The 16,110-nt window shown below is 65.1% G+C and carries 15 protein-coding genes; 9 read left to right on the forward strand and 6 right to left on the reverse strand.

The features are described 5' to 3' along the window. Positions 1-4: 4 nt before the first annotated feature. Positions 5-838, reverse strand: coding sequence for a lytic transglycosylase domain-containing protein (locus tag ACSHT2_RS27425; RefSeq protein WP_440637788.1), 834 nt, complete (start codon positions 836-838; stop codon positions 5-7). Positions 839-1,005: 167 nt separating this feature from the next. Here ACSHT2_RS27425 and pgm point away from each other — a divergent pair, with 167 nt between their 5' ends. From pgm to ACSHT2_RS27445, 4 genes are all read left to right on the forward strand, one after another. After that, a complete protein-coding gene (gene pgm / locus ACSHT2_RS27430) occupies positions 1,006-2,652 on the forward strand; it encodes a phosphoglucomutase (alpha-D-glucose-1,6-bisphosphate-dependent) (RefSeq protein ID WP_440637789.1) in 1,647 nt (548 codons plus the stop codon). Positions 2,653-2,913: 261 nt separating this feature from the next. After that, the gene (locus ACSHT2_RS27435) at positions 2,914-3,963 is read left to right on the forward strand and encodes an aromatic ring-hydroxylating dioxygenase subunit alpha (protein ID WP_440637791.1); all 1,050 of its coding nucleotides are present in this window, start codon (positions 2,914-2,916) and stop codon (positions 3,961-3,963) included. 4 nt (positions 3,964-3,967) lie between these two features. Beyond that, positions 3,968-4,720 (forward strand): GntR family transcriptional regulator, encoded by a 753-nt coding sequence (locus tag ACSHT2_RS27440; protein ID WP_440637792.1) that lies wholly within the window; start codon positions 3,968-3,970, stop codon positions 4,718-4,720. Between the two features lie 11 nt (positions 4,721-4,731). Beyond that, positions 4,732-5,712, forward strand: a complete 981-nt coding sequence (locus tag ACSHT2_RS27445; protein WP_440637794.1) for a PDR/VanB family oxidoreductase — start codon at positions 4,732-4,734, stop codon at positions 5,710-5,712. Positions 5,713-5,769: 57 nt separating this feature from the next. On the opposite strand, the gene ACSHT2_RS27450 is transcribed toward ACSHT2_RS27445, so the two are convergent. The 3 genes from ACSHT2_RS27450 to ACSHT2_RS27460 form a co-directional block, all read right to left on the reverse strand. Continuing rightward, positions 5,770-7,731: a putative bifunctional diguanylate cyclase/phosphodiesterase gene (locus tag ACSHT2_RS27450; RefSeq protein ID WP_440637795.1), complete on the reverse strand. Its 1,962-nt coding sequence runs from the start codon at positions 7,729-7,731 to the stop codon at positions 5,770-5,772. Between the two features lie 169 nt (positions 7,732-7,900). After that, complete coding sequence (locus tag ACSHT2_RS27455) at positions 7,901-8,761, reverse strand: DMT family transporter (protein WP_271526737.1); 861 nt, start codon at positions 8,759-8,761, stop codon at positions 7,901-7,903. 65 nt (positions 8,762-8,826) lie between these two features. Continuing rightward, a complete protein-coding gene (locus ACSHT2_RS27460) occupies positions 8,827-9,363 on the reverse strand; it encodes a TetR/AcrR family transcriptional regulator (protein WP_271526961.1) in 537 nt (178 codons plus the stop codon). Between the two features lie 378 nt (positions 9,364-9,741). On the opposite strand from ACSHT2_RS27460, the gene ACSHT2_RS27465 reads away from it, so the two are divergent. Beyond that, positions 9,742-10,686 (forward strand): hypothetical protein, encoded by a 945-nt coding sequence (locus ACSHT2_RS27465; protein WP_440637796.1) that lies wholly within the window; start codon positions 9,742-9,744, stop codon positions 10,684-10,686. A gap of 18 nt (positions 10,687-10,704) precedes the next feature. On the opposite strand, the gene ACSHT2_RS27470 is transcribed toward ACSHT2_RS27465, so the two are convergent. Then, positions 10,705-11,070 (reverse strand): nuclear transport factor 2 family protein, encoded by a 366-nt coding sequence (locus tag ACSHT2_RS27470; protein WP_370115409.1) that lies wholly within the window; start codon positions 11,068-11,070, stop codon positions 10,705-10,707. A gap of 100 nt (positions 11,071-11,170) precedes the next feature. On the opposite strand from ACSHT2_RS27470, the gene ACSHT2_RS27475 reads away from it, so the two are divergent. From ACSHT2_RS27475 to hemC, 3 genes are read left to right on the forward strand one after another with little or no spacing between them, the layout of a single operon-like run. After that, positions 11,171-11,761 carry a TetR/AcrR family transcriptional regulator gene (locus tag ACSHT2_RS27475; RefSeq protein ID WP_440637797.1) on the forward strand — a complete coding sequence of 197 codons (591 nt, stop codon included), beginning with the start codon at positions 11,171-11,173 and terminating at the stop codon, positions 11,759-11,761. 53 nt (positions 11,762-11,814) lie between these two features. Next, positions 11,815-13,440: a GMC family oxidoreductase gene (locus ACSHT2_RS27480; RefSeq protein WP_440637799.1), complete on the forward strand. Its 1,626-nt coding sequence runs from the start codon at positions 11,815-11,817 to the stop codon at positions 13,438-13,440. 22 nt (positions 13,441-13,462) lie between these two features. Further along, positions 13,463-14,443, forward strand: a complete 981-nt coding sequence (hemC, locus tag ACSHT2_RS27485) for a hydroxymethylbilane synthase (protein ID WP_440637800.1) — start codon at positions 13,463-13,465, stop codon at positions 14,441-14,443. Between the two features lie 270 nt (positions 14,444-14,713). On the opposite strand, the gene hemE is transcribed toward hemC, so the two are convergent. Next, positions 14,714-15,748, reverse strand: coding sequence for a uroporphyrinogen decarboxylase (gene hemE / locus ACSHT2_RS27490; protein ID WP_440637801.1), 1,035 nt, complete (start codon positions 15,746-15,748; stop codon positions 14,714-14,716). Positions 15,749-15,852: 104 nt separating this feature from the next. Between hemE and ACSHT2_RS27495 the strand changes: the two genes are divergently transcribed. Continuing rightward, on the forward strand, positions 15,853-16,071 hold the full coding sequence (locus tag ACSHT2_RS27495) for a hypothetical protein (RefSeq protein ID WP_440637802.1): 219 nt from the start codon (positions 15,853-15,855) through the stop codon (positions 16,069-16,071). Positions 16,072-16,110 lie beyond the last annotated feature (39 nt).

The raw sequence follows: 16,110 nt of genomic DNA on the forward strand, positions 1-16,110 counted from the left end.
GCCGTCAACGCGATGCGACGCGCTTCCATCTGGATCCGATGCGCGCCTTGATTTGGCTGATCCGGGCCTCGTGCGCGGCCCAATAGGCGCGGCTGGCGGCCGCGGTGCCCTGACGATAGCGGGCATAGACCGTTTTGGGCTGCACCGGCATCTTCGGGCGGCTCGCCGGTTTTGCCGGAGCCGTAGCAGCGACGGGGGGCACAGGATCCGGAGCAGTCGCAGTTGCGGTCCCTGCCGGCATCGCATTCATGGCGAGGAGACGGTTGCGGGCTCGGTTGCAATAGACCTGCGACCGTGCGGTCATCTCTTCTTCGCCATGACCTGCCCGGTACTTCATCAGGGCGCGGCAGAGATCCCCGCCCGCCAGGTGCCAGGCCCGGCTGAGATAAAGTACCCCGTAATGGATATTGACGTCCAATTCCGCGAGTTCCGCATTGCTTCCGCGGAATCCCAGCATCGCCGCCGTCTCGGGCCGCACCTGCATCACGCCGATTTCGCCAACGCTGCCGACGACCGCCGGGTTATAGCCGCTTTCGACAAAGACGACGGCTTCGGCGACATCGGCCGGCAAATTGGTCTTTGCCGTTTCTCTCTCGATGATCTTCCGGATCATGGTTCGGGATGACGGCGTTTCGCCGGCGCCGAGCTCGGTCCCGGCGCTGGGGATCGTCGACGTCGTGTGCGGCCCGTCGATATCGCCGTCGCTCGCATGTGCGCCGATCGGGGCCGACAACAGCAGCACGACCGCCACGTGTCTCCACGTCGCGCCCAGACTGAAGTGTGCCTGATCCCGCAGCATGGGTTTGTCATAGAGCTCCGGAGTTAACAAACCGGCCATTGGCGCGCGGTCGCTGCCGCGCGGGCGCCCTGATCCGTGACCGGGCGTCCGCCACCATCACGCCCCAAGGAACGCCTTCCCAATCGCGCGTGTTGTGGCCTTGGCGGGGGCGCGGCCGATGCTATGGTGTCCCGCTATTTCCGTGACGACAGGACGAGGATATTTCAGTGGCTGATGTTCATCCCGCGGCGGGCAAGCAGGCCTCGCCGGACGCGCTCACCAATATTCCGCGGCTGGTGACGGCCTACTTCGCAGGCAAGCCCGATGCATCGGATCCGGCGCAGCGCGTGGCGTTCGGCACGTCGGGCCATCGCGGCACCTCGTTCAAGAACACGTTCAACGAAGGCCACATCCTCGCGACTACGCAGGCCATTTGTGACTACAGACGAGAAAAGGGGCTGACGGGTCCGCTCTTCATCGGCATCGACACCCACGCGCTGGCCGAACCGGCACTCGTCAGCGCCATCGAGGTGTTCGCCGCCAACGGCGTCGACGTCATGATCGACAAGGACGGCGGTTACACGCCGACGCCCGTCATCTCGCACGCCATCCTCACCTACAACAAGGGCCGCGCCAGCGGCCTCGCCGACGGCATCGTCATCACCCCCTCGCACAATCCGCCGGAGGACGGCGGCTACAAGTACAATCCGCCGCATGGTGGCCCGGCGGATACGGATGTGACCGGTGTCGTCGAGAAGCGCGCCAACGCGTACCTGTCCGATGGCCTGAAGGGCGTGAAGCGCATCGACTATGCCAAGGCGCGCAAGTCCGCGAACGTCCACGCCTACGACTTCATCACCCCTTACGTCGCCGATCTCGGCAATGTCGTCGATCTCGACCTCGTCAAATCCGCCGGCGTCACCATCGGCATCGATCCGCTCGGCGGTGCCGCCGTGCATTACTGGCATCCGATCATCGAGCGCTACGGTCTGAAGGCCACGGTGGTGAACGAGGCGATCGACCCCACCTTCCGCTTCATGACGGTGGACTGGGACGGCAAGATCCGCATGGATTGCTCATCGCCTTACGCCATGGCGAGCCTGATCGCGATGCGCGACCGCTTCGACGTCGCCTTTGCCAACGACACCGATGCCGATCGTCACGGCATCGTCACGCGCACCGGCGGCCTGATGAATCCGAACCATTATCTGGCGACCGCGATCTCCTATCTGTTCGCGCACCGCCCACACTGGGGCAAGGACGCCGCGATCGGCAAGACGGTGGTGTCGAGCTCGATCATCGACCGTGTTGCAAAGAAGCTCGGCCGCAAGCTGGTGGAGACACCGGTCGGCTTCAAATGGTTCGTCGACGGCCTGCTCACCGGCGGATTCGGCTTCGGCGGCGAGGAGAGTGCAGGCGCCTCGTTCCTGCGCCGCGACGGCGCGGTCTGGACCACCGACAAGGACGGCATCATCCTCGGCCTGTTAGCTGCCGAGATCATGGCGAAGACCGGTCGCGATCCCAGCCAGATCTTTGGCGACCTCACTGCCGAGTTCGGCATGCCCCATTACGCGCGCATCGACGTTGCCGCGACCGGGCCGCAGAAGAACATCCTGAAGTCCGTCACGCCAGAGCAACTCGGCCTGAAGGATCTCGCCGGCGATCCGGTTCGCGCGACGCTCAGCAAGGCGCCCGGCAACGGCCAGCCGTTCGGCGGCATCAAGGTGGAGACCGACTATGGCTGGTTCGCCGCCCGGCCGTCGGGGACGGAGGACGTCTACAAGATCTACGCCGAAAGCTTCCGCAGCACCGAGCATCTGAAGAAGATTCAGGAAGAGGCCCAGGCCGGGCTGAAGAAGGTATTCGGGGCGTAGGGCGCCCGGAACTGCGGACAATCACGTCTCTATAGGTCGTCATGCCCGGGCTTGTCCCGGGCATCCACGTTCTACGTGCCGAGCGGCAGCGCGTGGATGGCCGAGACAAGCCCGGCCATGACGGGGCCTCTATCCTCTACGTCAGTTCTGTATACATTTAATTCGATACAGGTATGATAGTAATCAAATTTTTAGCTTGAATGATCTCTTTCCTCAGTTACTGTATACATAACGCATACATAAGCCGTGGGAGCGAGACCAATGACAAAACCCTTCCCCATGAACGCCTGGTACGCCGCCGCCTGGGACGCCGAGGTGAAGCCGGCGCTGTTGCCGCGGACGATCTGCGGCAAGCATGTCGTGATGTACCGCAAGGCCGACGGCTCGGTGGCCGCGCTGGAGGATGCCTGCTGGCACCGCCTGGTGCCGCTGTCCAAGGGCCGGCTCGAAGGCGACACCGTCGTCTGCGGCTATCATGGCCTGAAGTACAATGCGCAGGGGCGCTGCACCTTCATGCCCTCGCAGGAGACCATCAATCCGTCGGCCTGCGTGCGCGCTTATCCCGTGGTCGAGCGTCACCGCTACATCTGGCTCTGGATGGGCGATCCCGCGCTGGCCGATCCCGCACTGGTGCCGGACATGCACTGGAATCACGATCCGGCCTGGGCGGGCGACGGCAAGACCATTCACGTCAATTGCGACTACCGCCTCGTGCTCGACAATCTCATGGATCTCACCCACGAGACCTTCGTGCACGGCTCCTCGATCGGCAACGAGGCGGTCGCCGAAGCGCCGTTCGACGTCACCCATGGCGAGAAGACGGTGACGGTGACGCGCTGGATGCGGAACATCGAGCCGCCGCCGTTCTGGGCCAGGCAGCTCGGCAAGCCCGGGCTCGTCGATCGCTGGCAGATCATCCGCTTCGAGGCCCCGTGCACCATCGCGATCGACGTCGGCGTGGCGCCGGCCGGCAGCGGCGCGCCGGAAGGCGACCGTTCGCAGGGCGTCAACGGCTTCGTCCTCAACACCATCACGCCGGAGACCGAGAAGACCTGCCATTATTTCTGGGCGTTCGTCCGCAACTACCGCCTCGGCGAGCAGCGCATCACCACCGAGATCCGCGAGGGCGTCTCCGGCATCTTCCGAGAGGACGAGCTGATCCTCGAGGCGCAGCAGCGGGCGATGGACGAGAACCCCGATCGCATCTTCTACAATCTCAACATCGACGCCGGCGCGATGTGGTCGCGCAAGCTGATCGACCGGATGGTGGCGAAGGAAAACGCCCCAAAGCACCTTCAGGCCGCGGAGTAGGGACATGGCCGAGCGCGAGGTCGACCGCTCTGTCTCGCAGACCGTGAAGGCGCAGCTCGCGCTGCGCGACCAGATCCTGTCGGGGGCCTTGCGCCCGGGCGAGCGCATCTCCGAGCTTCAGGCGGTGGAGACCACCGGCGCCTCGCGCACGCCGGTGCGCATGGCGCTGGTGCGGCTGGAGGAGGATGGCCTCCTGGAGGCGATCCCCTCCGGCGGCTTCATGGTGAAGGCGTTTTCGGAGCGCGACATTTCCGACTCCATCGAGCTGCGCGGCACGCTGGAAGGCTTGGCTGCGCGCTTCGCGGCCGAACGCGGCGTCTCCGCGCGCGAGCTGGAGCCGCTGAAGGAATGCCTTGCGGCGATCGACGAATTGCTCCGCCAGGTGCCGATCTCGGTCGATGCCTTCTCGTCCTATGTCACGCTGAACGCGCGCTTCCACGCCGTGCTCACGGAACTGTCGCGCAGCCCGCCGCTGATCCGCCAGATCGACCGCGCCTCGGCGCTGCCGTTTGCGTCCCCGAGCGGCTTCGTGATGGCGCAGTCGGCGCTGCCGGAGGCGCAGCAGATCCTGATCATCGGGCAGGAGCACCATCGCGTCGTGATCGACGCCATCGAGAACCGCGAAGGCGCGCGCGCCGAGGCCGTCATGCGCGAGCATGCGCGGCTCGCGGTGCGAAACCTGCGGCTCGCGCTGCGCAACCGGACCCATCTCGACCTCTTGCCGGCGCTCGCGCTGATCAAGACCGCAACCGATTGAGGGCAGTCACCATGCGCTTCATTGAAACCTGGACCCCGGCGACGCTCGTTTCGACGCGCGACCTTGCGCCCGGCATCCGCGAGTTCCTGATCAAGCCGGATCAGCTCGACGCCACGGCCTATCCGGTTGGCAGCCACATCAATGTCAGCGTGACCATCGACGGCCTGCCGGAGACACGGTCCTATTCGCTGGTCGGCGAGGGCTCTTCGCACGGCTTCAGAATCGCGGTACGCTGCGCCGAGGATTCCCGTGGCGGCTCGCGCTACATGTGGTCCTTGCAGCCGGGCGCGCGGCTCGACATCACCCAGCCCGCTTCTCTGCTCGCGGTGGACTGGACGCGGCAGAACTATTGCCTGATCGCCGGCGGCATCGGCATCACCCCGATCCTCGGCGCGGCGCAGGCGCTGGCGCGCCGCGGGCCGGAAGTCACGCTGCACTATGCGGTGCGCTCGCGCCGCGAGGCCGCCTATCTCGACGACCTCGCCGCGATGCTTGGAGATCGCCTCGTCGTCCATGCGAGCGACGAAGGCAGGCGGCTCGATCTCGACACCCTGTTCGCCTCATTGCCGCAGGGAACGCTGGGCCTGTTTTGCGGTCCGATGCGGATGCTGGACGCCGCGCGCCATGCCTGGATCGGCGCCGGCCATCCGCTCCCCGATCTTCGCTACGAGACCTTCGGCTCCAGCGGCACGCTGCCGACCGAAACGTTTCGCGTGCGATTGAAGGACTCGAACATCGAGCTCGAAATCCCGCGCGAGCGCTCGATGCTGGACGTGCTCAACGCCAGCGGCCATGACGTGATGTTCGACTGCAGGCGGGGCGAATGCGGCCTGTGCGCCATCGACGTGGTCGAGGTCGACGGCGAGATCGACCATCGCGACGTCTTCTTCAGCGACCACCAGAAGCAAGGCAACCAGAAGATCTGCGCCTGTGTCTCCCGCGCCCGCGGCACCATCACCGTGGACACGCTGCTGCGGGCGGATGCGATTTGAGCTGAGGTCGTCATGGCCGGGACAAGCCCGGCCATGACGCCGTGGAGGCTTTGCAGCCTACGCCGCGTAAGTCGCCCGATACTTCCTCGTATCCAGCAACGCCAGCACGCCATTGGCCGACACCGGCCGGCTGATCAGATACCCCTGCACCTCGTCGCAACTGATCTGGCGCAGACATTCGAGCTGGTCGGCAGTCTCGACACCCTCCGCCACCACGCCGATCTGCAAATCGCGCGCGAGCCCGACCACCGATTTGACGATGGCGGCGCAGTCCGGCTGCACCAGCATGTCGCGGATGAAGGACTGGTCGATCTTGATGCGGCTGAACGGCAGCTTGCGCAGGTAGGTCAGCGAGGAAAAGCCGGTCCCGAAATCGTCCAGCGCCACCGTGACGCCGAGCTCGAGCAGCGCGTTCAGGACCGTCGCGGCCGAGCCGTATTTCGACAGCAGCATCGATTCCGTGATCTCGATCTCGAGCCGGTGCGGAGCGATCTTGGCATCGGCGAGCGCCTGCACGATGGTCTGGAGGATGCCTGTGTTGTGAAATTGCGCTGCCGAGAAGTTGACGGCGACCCTGATGTCTTCCGGCCACTCGGCAACACTTGCGCAGGCGCGGCGGATGACCCATTCGCCGATCTCGTGGATCAGCCCGGTCTCCTCCGCGATCGGGATGAATTCGCTTGGCGGCACCAGCCCGCGCGAAGGATGCTGCCATCGCAGCAGCGCCTCCAGGCCGGTGATCCGGTCGGTGCCGAGATCGAGGAATGGCTGAAAGACCAGGAACAGCTCGTTTCGTGCGATCGCACCCTCGAGGTCCGCTTGCAGCGCCTTGCGGTCACGGGAGAGCCTGTCGTCGGCTTGCTCGAAGAAGCACACGGTGCCCGGCCCCGCCTTCTTGGCGCGGTAGAGCGCGGCGTCGACATTCTTCATGACGTCGAACGGCGTGTCGCCGTCGCGTGGCGCCAGCACGATGCCGACGCTGGTCGCGCCGACGATCTGGCGGCCCTCGATCTGGAACGGTTCGGTGAAGGCCGCGACGAAGCGCTCGGCGATGTCGAGCGCATCCTTCGGCCGCGCCAGATTGGCCATGACCAGCGCGAACTCGTCGCCGCCGATGCGCGCGACGTGCTCGGCCGCGCGCGTGCAGCGTTGCAGGCGGCTTGCAACCTGGACCAGGAATTCGTCCCCGGCGGGATGACCGAACTGGTCGTTGACGTCCTTGAAGCGGTCGAGATCGAGCAGCAGCACCGCGAAGTCCTCACCCGACAGCGCCAGCCGTTTGAGCGCCGCATCGAGCGTCTCGTTGAAGGCGACGCGGTTGGGCAGATGGGTGAGGGGATCCAGCCGCACCGTGCGCTCGGCCTCGATCTGCCGCATCACGCGCCGCGCGAACGAGAACGAGTTGACGAACACGCCGCGCAGCAGGACGCTGCCATAGACCACGACGAGAAAGGCGATCAGCAGGAAGGCCAGATCGCCGTTCCTGCCGAGGCAGATGGCGATCCCGACGAAGATGGGGGCTGTGAAAGCGATGGCCGCGATCGGGATGGTGGCGAAGGCCAGTGCGCCGCCGGCCAGCATGCCCGAGCACAGGCAGGTGATGACGAGCTGGCCGCCGGTCGAGGCGTCGGCGAAGAAGGCGACCGGGACGATGCCCCAGGCGGAGCCGAGGATGAAGGCGTTGCGCACCAGCCGGTGCATGGCCCGGCGCGAGACGAATTGCGGCTTGGTGATGCGGCGCGCCGCGTGGGATTGCAGGCCAAAAGCGATCGCGGCGCCGGCGACGGTGACGGCCCAAATCAAGGCGAAGGTCCTGTCCGGCGACTGCCACAGTGCGATGGCGAGCACGATGGCGTTGCAGGCATTGCCGAGCATGATGCCGACCGAATAGCCGAGCACCAGCGACATCTGTTCGGCGCGGATATGCCCGGCCATGGCTTCGTCGGTTGCGGGACCGCCAAAGGCCGACAGATCGCCGGCGAACAGCCGTGCGACATAGTTGGTCGTTTGAGTCCGCATGCGATAGCCTAGCAGCACCGGCCGTTGTCCGGCTCGATCAGGAGAATTCGTTGCAAACCTTTGACGAACTATGAATTATCCTCGTTTGCCGCGGTGACCGCGACCACTTCTGCGTGTTCGTCACGCAGTATCGATAACAAATCGATACAAATGCCTGACAGGCCGGACATCAAATGGGGCGAGGGCGCGGTCTCAGCTGCGTGATGGCGACGCCGGACATCGCGAGCAGTCCGCCGACGATCAGCTTTGGCGTGAGTCGGTCGCCGAGAAACAGGACGCTCGAAAGCAAGGCAAACACCGGAAGCAGCAGACCAAAGGGCGCGACGCGCACCATCGAGCAACGGGCGATCAGCCAGAACCAGAGGCCAAACCCGACAATTCCCCCCACGAAGATCGTGTAGGCGAGCGCCAGCCAGCCAAGTTCGCCCGCCGTCACAAGGCTCGCCGCTTGTCCATATTCAAGGAGCAGCGACATCAACATGACCTGCGGGACCGTAAGCAGCGAGGACCACCCCATCAACATCAAGGGATCAAAGGGCCCGTAACGCTTCGTCAAGACGTTGGACACCGCGAAGGCAAGAGCGGCACCAACCACAAGCAGCAGCGGAATCAGGTTGGTCGACAGGCCCGGCTCCGCCGCGAGCACGGTCACGCCGACGAATGCAAGCACGACTCCGGCAGAGGTGGCGAGAGACGGCCTCTCCGCCAGAATGGGCCAGGACAACAGGATGGTGAAGGGCGTGGCGAGCTGGTACGCGACGGCCGACATGCTTCCCGAGCCGAGTCCAAGCCCGACATAGAACAGCCCGAAATTCAGTCCGCCCAGGAACAGCGAGATGGTCGCAACAGGACCTAGTTGTCGACGCGTGGGCCTCGCGACGAAGGGAACGAGCAGCACTGCGATAGCCAGAAAGCGTAGTGCGAGGAAGAACAGTGGCGGAAACTCCGCGACGCCCACCTTGATGGCCACGAACTGATATCCCCAGATCATGGGAACGGCGATGGCGCAAACGATCTGGATGCCAGACATGGCGCACCTTTCAGGACCGATCAGTCCATATGTGGATGCGCCAGTATGCCGAGGCATCCATCGAATTACTTCACGAAGCGGCCGACGAGAGCGTCGGCGGCGGCTTGCGACGCGATCCGGGCCGGAGCCGTCTTGCCGACGACACGCAATCCTTCGACGAAACAGACGAGAATGCTGGCGGCGATCGCGGGCTCGACACCGTCGGCCAACTTGCCGGCCGCTTTCGCGCGCGAGAGTGCATCCGTCACCTTGGCTTCCATGGCCTTGAAGAAGCCCGCAACGCGGCGACCCACTTCGGCATCCTGGCCGGCCAATTCCATGGCTGTGGCTACCAAGAGGCATCCGCGCCGTCCGTTGCTCCCACTGGTGCGCTCGACGTAGCCGGCAAGGTAGGCCCGCAAGCCTACCACCGGATCGTTGCGAGGATCGAATTCCCCTTCCATACGCCTCAAGGCATCCGCGATGTAGCGATCAAGCGCGCGCAAGAACAGCGAATGCTTGTCACCGAAAGCGGCGTAGAGGCTGCCCCGCGACAATCTCGTCGCACGAAGGAGGTCGGGCAACGCCGTGGCATGATAGCCACGCGACCAGAACACCTCCATCGCGCGCTCGACGGCGATTTCCGTATCGAAACTTCGCGGCCGGCCACGGGGCGGCTGCGCTGGGGTTGTGTGCCTCATGCCGATATATATAGACCGATCAGTCCTTAAATGGCAAGCGACGCACGGGACTTGCGCTCGCTCCGGATGGATCGTCAGCCCTTCCATGGGAGTCGCGCCAGGTCAGGCCTCAGGTGCGTCAGCGTCTCGCATTAAGGCCTGAGCGGCTCCCGCGCCGGGAAGAGCGGCTCCTCGATCCGCTTTCTACCACCCCTGAGGGGATCGAGACGCCTCGCTCCATCGCATGATACGTTCGTCGGACCGACAGGCCACCGTCGCCGCGTCGGCACTGGATGCGTTTGAAATCCCGAGGGCCTGTCCATGAGCGAGCCTTCAGCCGATGTTTCGGCAACGGTCGAATACACGATGGATAAATGGCGGATGGACCGCATTTCATGGGCCATGTGGGCTTGCGTCGCCGGCCTCGCGGTCGCGCTTCACGCCGAGAGCCGGGGCCAGAATGGAGCGGCCTTGGCCGCTGTCTACCTGGGTCTCCTGGGGCTGGCGTTCGCAGGCTATGCACTGACGAGCCTGATCGGACGGTCCGGGCTGCCCTTGCTTCTCGAATTGTTCATCGGCCTCCTGGTCCTGATCATCGTCTCCGGCGTGATCGGTGTGATCAGCGTGTTGGTCGGCGGGCCAAGCGGCCGCTCCAGCTATGTCGGCGCCATACGCAGTCTCTATTGGAGCCATCTCGTAAATCCATCGCTGAATGTTTTCGGCTGGATGTTGCTCTATCTGGGTTTCGGATGGATCGCGTTTTCAGCTTACCGGCACTTCTATGCGGATCGGGCGGTCGTCTCCATGTCTGCCGCGGGCATCCGGTTTCACAGGCCATGGCTCAAGGGTCTCTTCATTCCCTGGCAGGAGGTGCGCGGGGTAGGCCACCTCGTCGTTCCCGGCATCTCGGGGGTGCCGTACGTCAGTCCCTACGCTGCGGCCGTCACGGTCGGTCAGGATTTCTATGAGCAGCATATCGCCCCGAAACGCAGCTTCTTCTCGCCACCCGGGGCCGAAGCGATGTTCCAGCCGAAAGGCGAGATGATGCAGGTGGTGCTGAACAGCTCCGACATGACGGTCAAGCCGGAAGATTTTCTCGGGCCTGCCGAGGCGCGATGGAAGGCATTTCGGGATCAACCCAGGCCGTCATCCCCAAACGACGGCACCATCGTCTATGGACGCTGGTCGATCGACGGCTCTCGGTGGCAGGCCGTCCGGTTTCTTGCGCCCCTCAGCGGCATGGCCGTGGTCATGCTGTACCGATGATGGCAATCAGCGGAAATGTCAGCGTCCGAGCTGCTTCGGATCGTAGAAGAACCGCTCCTCGATGATCTCGTTGCCTCGCCAGGTCTGCCAGGCAATCTCCTCCAGCGTCCGCGTGACGCCTTCAGCGTTGGTGAAGGAGAATTTCCAGCGGCTGGCGACGATATCGCCATCGATCAGGCTTGGACCGATGCGCACGGCAGTGACCTCCTTGAACGCCGCCAGCACGCGACGCTCCTTGTCCGCGAGCTTGTCGCGCCCGACCACCGGCGCGGCGAGATTCTCGTGGGTCGCGGCATCCGGCGTGTAATAGTCGAGGATCGCTCCGACGAAGTCGCCATCCTCCAGCCTCCTTGCGAAAGCTTCGACGATCTCACGGCTCGGCATGATGCACCTCGGGGATAAACCGACTGACAGTCGGTAAATACCGACCGGCGGTCGAAAAGTCAACTGGCGGCCGGCGTATGATTGAATTAGACGAGGGCCCATGGCGAAACAGGCGGAGCGGCGCGCAGCGACAACCGAGGCGATCCTGACGGCGGCGCGCCGCCTGTTCGGAGCGCAAGGCTTCGCCGCCACGACCATGGACGAGATCGCGGACGCTGCGGGCATCGCCAAGGGCGCGGTCTATCATCACTTCAAGACCAAGGAGGCGGTGTTCGAAGCCGTGTTCGACCAGGTCTCACGCGATCTCGTGGTCGAGATCGACGGCGCCGCGCGTGCCGAGAAGGACGTGCTCGCCGCCATGGTCGCGGGCACCCAGCATTACTTTGCCGCGACGGCGAAGGGGCCGACCGGCCAGATCATCCTGCGCGATGGCCCCGCCGTGCTCGGCTGGGAGCGTTGGCGGGAGATCGACGCCAAGCATTTTGGCGGCAAGCTGCCGCGCGCGATTGCGGCTGCCATGGAAGCCGGGCTGATCGCCCGCCAGCCGGTCGAGCCGCTGGCGCGGCTGCTGCTCGGCGCAGTCACGGAAGCCGCGGTCGCCTGCGCCGGACGCGCTGACATCGCAAGGGCAGGCGCGGAATACGCCCGTGCGTTCAAGTCGCTGGTCGAGGCGCTGCGCGTGCGCGCATGATTGTGCTAAGTGAACGACGGAAACGCCCACACCAACAAGAAGAACAGTAGCGCATGAACGCAAATTCCTCTCTCGCGCAGTCCGATCCCGAATTCGACTACGTCATCGTCGGCGCCGGCTCCGCCGGCTGCGTGCTCGCCAACAGGTTGTCGGCGAACGGCAAACACAGCGTGCTGTTGCTCGAAGCCGGCCCGAAGGATTCCAACATCTGGATCCATGTCCCGCTCGGCTACGGCAAGCTGTTCAAGGAGAAGACGGTCAACTGGATGTACCAGACCGAGCCGGAGCCCGAACTGAAGGGCCGCCAGGTGTTCCAGCCGCGCGGCAAGACGCTCGGCGGGTCGAGCTCGATCAACGGCCTGCTCTATGTCCGCGGCCAGCACGAGGACTATGACCGCTGGCGCCAGCTCGGCAACACCGGCTGGGGATATGACGACGTGCTGCCCTATTTCAAGAAGGCGGAGAACCAGTCGCGCGGTGCGGATCAGTATCACGGCACGGGCGGGCCGCTGCCGGTCTCCAACATGATCGTGACCGATCCGCTGTCGAAAGCCTTCATCGACGCCGCGGTCGAGACCGGTCTGCCGTACAATCCCGACTTCAACGGTGCGACGCAGGAAGGCGTCGGCCTGTTCCAGACCACGACGCGCAACGGCCGGCGTGCCTCGACGGCGGTGGCCTATCTCGGACCCGCCAGGACGCGCGGCAATCTGAAGATCGAGACGTCCGCGCTCGGCCAGCGTATCCTGTTCGAAGGGCGCCGCGCGGTCGGCGTCGAATACCGGCAAGGCGCGGCGTTGCGCCGCGTGCGGGCGCGAAAGGAGGTCGTGCTGTCGAGCGGCGCCTACAACTCGCCGCAGCTGCTCCAGCTCTCCGGCGTCGGTCCTGCCGATCTCCTGCGCAAGCATGGCATCGACATCGTGCTGGACGCGCCGGGCGTGGGTCACGACCTCCAGGACCACATGCAGGTGCGCATCGTGATGCGCTGCTCGCAGAAGATCACGCTGAACGACACCGTCAATCATCCGCTCCGCCGCACCATGGCCGGCGCACGCTACGCGCTGTTCCGCAAGGGCTGGCTGACGATTGCGGCCGGCACGGCGGGCGCGTTCTTCAAGACCAGCCCGCGGCTGGCCTCGCCCGACATCCAGGTCCACTTCCTGCCGTTCTCGACCGACAAGATGGGCGAGAAGCTGCACGATTTCTCCGGCTTCACGGCGTCAGTGTGCCAGCTCCGGCCCGAGAGCCGCGGCAGCCTGCGCATCAAAAGCGCCGACCCGACCGTGCCGCCGGAGATCCGCATCAACTACATGTCGACCGAGACCGACCGCACCACCAACGTCGAGGGCCTGAAGATCCTGCGCAAGATATTGAACGCACCGGCGATGAAGCCGTTCGTGGTCAGCGAATACGATCCCGGGGCGAAGGTATCTACGGACACCGAGATACTGGACTATTGCCGCGAGCGCGGCAGCACCATCTACCATCCGACCTCGACCTGTCGTATGGGCAATGACGCACTCGCGGTGGTCGATCAGCGGCTGAAGGTGAGGGGGCTCGACGGTCTTCGCGTCGTCGACGGCTCGATCATGCCGGACCTCGTGTCGGGGAACACCAACGCGCCGATCATCATGATCGCCGAAAAGGCCTCCGACATGATACTGGAGGATGCGCGATAAACGGCTCGGAAGGAACACGGGATTGGCTACGCGACTGAGGATCGGCACACGCAAGAGCGCCATGGCGCTGGCACAGACGGAAGAGATCGCGCGCCGTCTGGCCGCCGCCGTGCCCGGTCTCGATGTCGAGATCGTCAAGTTCGACACCACGGGCGATCTCGACCAGACCAGCAAGCTCTTGCCGCATGGCGGCAAGGGCGGTGCCTTCGTGGCGCAGATCCGCGCCGCGGTGCTGTCGGGCGAGCTCCAGGCAGCGATGCATTCGCTGAAGGACATGCCGGGCAACGAGGATACGCCCGGCCTCGTCATCGGCGCCACGCTGTCGCGCGATCCGCCGAGCGATGCGCTCGTGCTGCGCGACGGCGTGACCCTGGAGGCGCTGCGTCAGTCCCGCGGCAAGGGTTTCAAGATCGGCACCAACGCGGTGCGCCGCGCCGCCTATGCGCGCCGCCTGTTTCCGGACGTGGAAGTGATCCACTTCCGCGGCGCCGCCGACACGCGCGTACGCAAGCTCGACAATGGCGAGAAGCAGCGCCTGCCGGATGGTGGCGCGGTGGGGCCTGCCGATGCGCTGATCATGGCCCGTTCCGGCCTCGATCGCGTTGGTTTGGCGAACCGCATCGCCTATGAGTTTACCGCGGCTGAGATGCTGCCGGCGGCGGGGCAGGGCATTGTCGCCGTCGAATGCGCGGCGCAGGACTGGCAGACGCGACAGATCCTGTCATCGATCGACGATCCCGCCGCGCATTTGTGCGCGGATGCCGAGCGTGAGGTGCTGTGGGTGCTCAACGGCCACTGCAATTCGCCGGTTGCGGGCTTCTCGACCATCGCCGGCGATCAGATGTCGCTCACCGCCTCCGTGCTCGACCTCTCCGGCAACACCATCATCGAGGCCTCGCGCACCGGCCCCGCCAACCGCCCGCGCGAACTCGGCCGTGCGGTGGGATTGGACCTGCTGTCAAAGGGGGCGGCGGAGATCATCGAGCGCAGCCGGCCACGCTGAGCCCAGCCAAAATCACAATCGGCGATCACGCAGTTCTGCGCCTGTCTCGCCCGACGTGTCAAACGCGCGGGGTGAATCATGCAGGCCTAGAGTTTTCAATGACTTGTCTACTGTGCATGGGGTTGTTTTCGCAGTTTTTGTTGGACCGCGATCACGTGAGGTCGTCATGCCCGGGCTCGTCCCGGGCATCCACGTTCTTGGCACCGGTTGGTTAGGCGTGGATGGCCGGGACAAGCCCGGCCATGACGATGCGGAGAGTCCGCCCGCCGTTCAGCCCCGCACGCGCTTCAGCATCTGCTCGACATGAGCGATCGGCGTTTCCGGCTGGATGCCGTGGCCGAGGTTGAAGATCAGCCGCCCCTGCGCGAAATTGGCCAGCACATCGTCGACCGCGCGGTCGAGCGCGGAACCGCCTGTGATCAGCACCAGCGGATCGAGATTGCCCTGCACGGCGACCTTGCTTTGCACGCGCTCGCGGATGAAGGCCGGCTCCGCGGTCCAGTCGATGCTGACCGCATCGACGCCGGTCGCCTCGACATAGCCAGGCAGCAGCGCGCCGGCCCCGCGGGGGAAGCCGATGATTTTCGCTTCCGGCACCTTGGCCCTCACGCCCTCCACGATGCGCCGTGTCGGCTCGGTCGACCAGCGCGCGAACTCGGCGGGCGGCAGCACCCCGGCCCAGGTGTCGAAGATCTGTAACGCGTCGGCACCGGCGGCGAGCTGTGCCAACAGATACTCGATCGAGCTGTCGACCAGCACGTCGATGATCTCTGAGAAGGCTTCAGGATGGCGGTACGCCATCATCCGGGCGGGCGCCTGGTCCGGCGTGCCGTGCCCCGCGACCATGTAGGTCGCAACCGTCCAGGGCGCGCCGCAAAAGCCGATCAGCGCGATCCTGGGATCGAGCGCGCCGCGCACGATCTTCAGCGCTTCGAACACCGGCTTGAGCTTGCCCAGGTCGACGCGCGGCGCCAGCGTCGCGACCTTGGCTGGATCGTCCAGCGGCTCGAGCCGCGGGCCCTCGCCGACCTCGAACCGCACCGAGCGTCCGAGCGCATAGGGGATCACCAGAATGTCGGAGAAGATGATCGCCGCATCGAAGCCGAACCTGCGGATCGGTTGCAGCGTCACCTCGGCGGCAAGCTCGGGATTGAAGCAGAGATCGAGGAAGCCGCCTGCCTTGGCGCGCACCTCGCGATATTCCGGAAGGTAGCGCCCGGCCTGGCGCATCATCCACACAGGCGGGATGGTCTGGCGCTGGCCGGAGAGCACGTCGATGAAAGGTTTCGTCGGAGACTGGGGCACGAATGATCCTGCGGAAGGTTATGGTTCCTGATACACCCCCAGCCCTCAGCGGAACAGGGGAACCGGCGCGATCGGCCCGCGTTGATCAGCCCATGGAGGAGATCATGGCTGAGACATTCAATCCCGCGCCGCACGACAAGCACGCCGAAGACCCGCACGATGCGCTCGCTGCCGACCGCAACGCCAAGCTCGACGCCGGGCTGAAGGGGACGTTCCCTGCTTCCGATCCCGTGAGTGCCGCGCAACCGACGCCTTCGAAGGCCGATGCGGATGCCGACCACCACCCCTCGCTCTGGGACAAGGTTAAGGCCATCTTCAGCTAGCAGCGGCGGGCGCGCCGGATTCCGACAGGCTTGCTAATG

It is taken from the genome of Bradyrhizobium sp. PUT101, assembly GCF_052043945.1.
Taxonomy (GTDB): domain Bacteria; phylum Pseudomonadota; class Alphaproteobacteria; order Rhizobiales; family Xanthobacteraceae; genus Bradyrhizobium.

Bases quoted from the DNA above. Each gene is read 5' to 3' on its own strand.
- ACSHT2_RS27425 (WP_440637788.1), bottom strand. From the start codon at position 838: ATGGCCGGTTTGTTAACTCCGGAGCTCTATGACAAACCCATGCTGCGG.
- ACSHT2_RS27445 (WP_440637794.1), top strand. From the start codon at position 4,732: ATGCGCTTCATTGAAACCTGGACCCCGGCGACGCTCGTTTCGACGCGC.
- ACSHT2_RS27435 (WP_440637791.1), top strand. From the start codon at position 2,914: ATGACAAAACCCTTCCCCATGAACGCCTGGTACGCCGCCGCCTGGGAC.
- ACSHT2_RS27440 (WP_440637792.1), top strand. From the start codon at position 3,968: ATGGCCGAGCGCGAGGTCGACCGCTCTGTCTCGCAGACCGTGAAGGCG.
- ACSHT2_RS27480 (WP_440637799.1), top strand. From the start codon at position 11,815: ATGAACGCAAATTCCTCTCTCGCGCAGTCCGATCCCGAATTCGACTAC.
- ACSHT2_RS27465 (WP_440637796.1), top strand. From the start codon at position 9,742: ATGAGCGAGCCTTCAGCCGATGTTTCGGCAACGGTCGAATACACGATG.
- ACSHT2_RS27475 (WP_440637797.1), top strand. From the start codon at position 11,171: ATGGCGAAACAGGCGGAGCGGCGCGCAGCGACAACCGAGGCGATCCTG.
- ACSHT2_RS27450 (WP_440637795.1), bottom strand. From the start codon at position 7,731: ATGCGGACTCAAACGACCAACTATGTCGCACGGCTGTTCGCCGGCGAT.
- ACSHT2_RS27495 (WP_440637802.1), top strand. From the start codon at position 15,853: ATGGCTGAGACATTCAATCCCGCGCCGCACGACAAGCACGCCGAAGAC.
- ACSHT2_RS27455 (WP_271526737.1), bottom strand. From the start codon at position 8,761: ATGTCTGGCATCCAGATCGTTTGCGCCATCGCCGTTCCCATGATCTGG.
- ACSHT2_RS27470 (WP_370115409.1), bottom strand. From the start codon at position 11,070: ATGCCGAGCCGTGAGATCGTCGAAGCTTTCGCAAGGAGGCTGGAGGAT.
- ACSHT2_RS27460 (WP_271526961.1), bottom strand. From the start codon at position 9,363: ATGGAGGTGTTCTGGTCGCGTGGCTATCATGCCACGGCGTTGCCCGAC.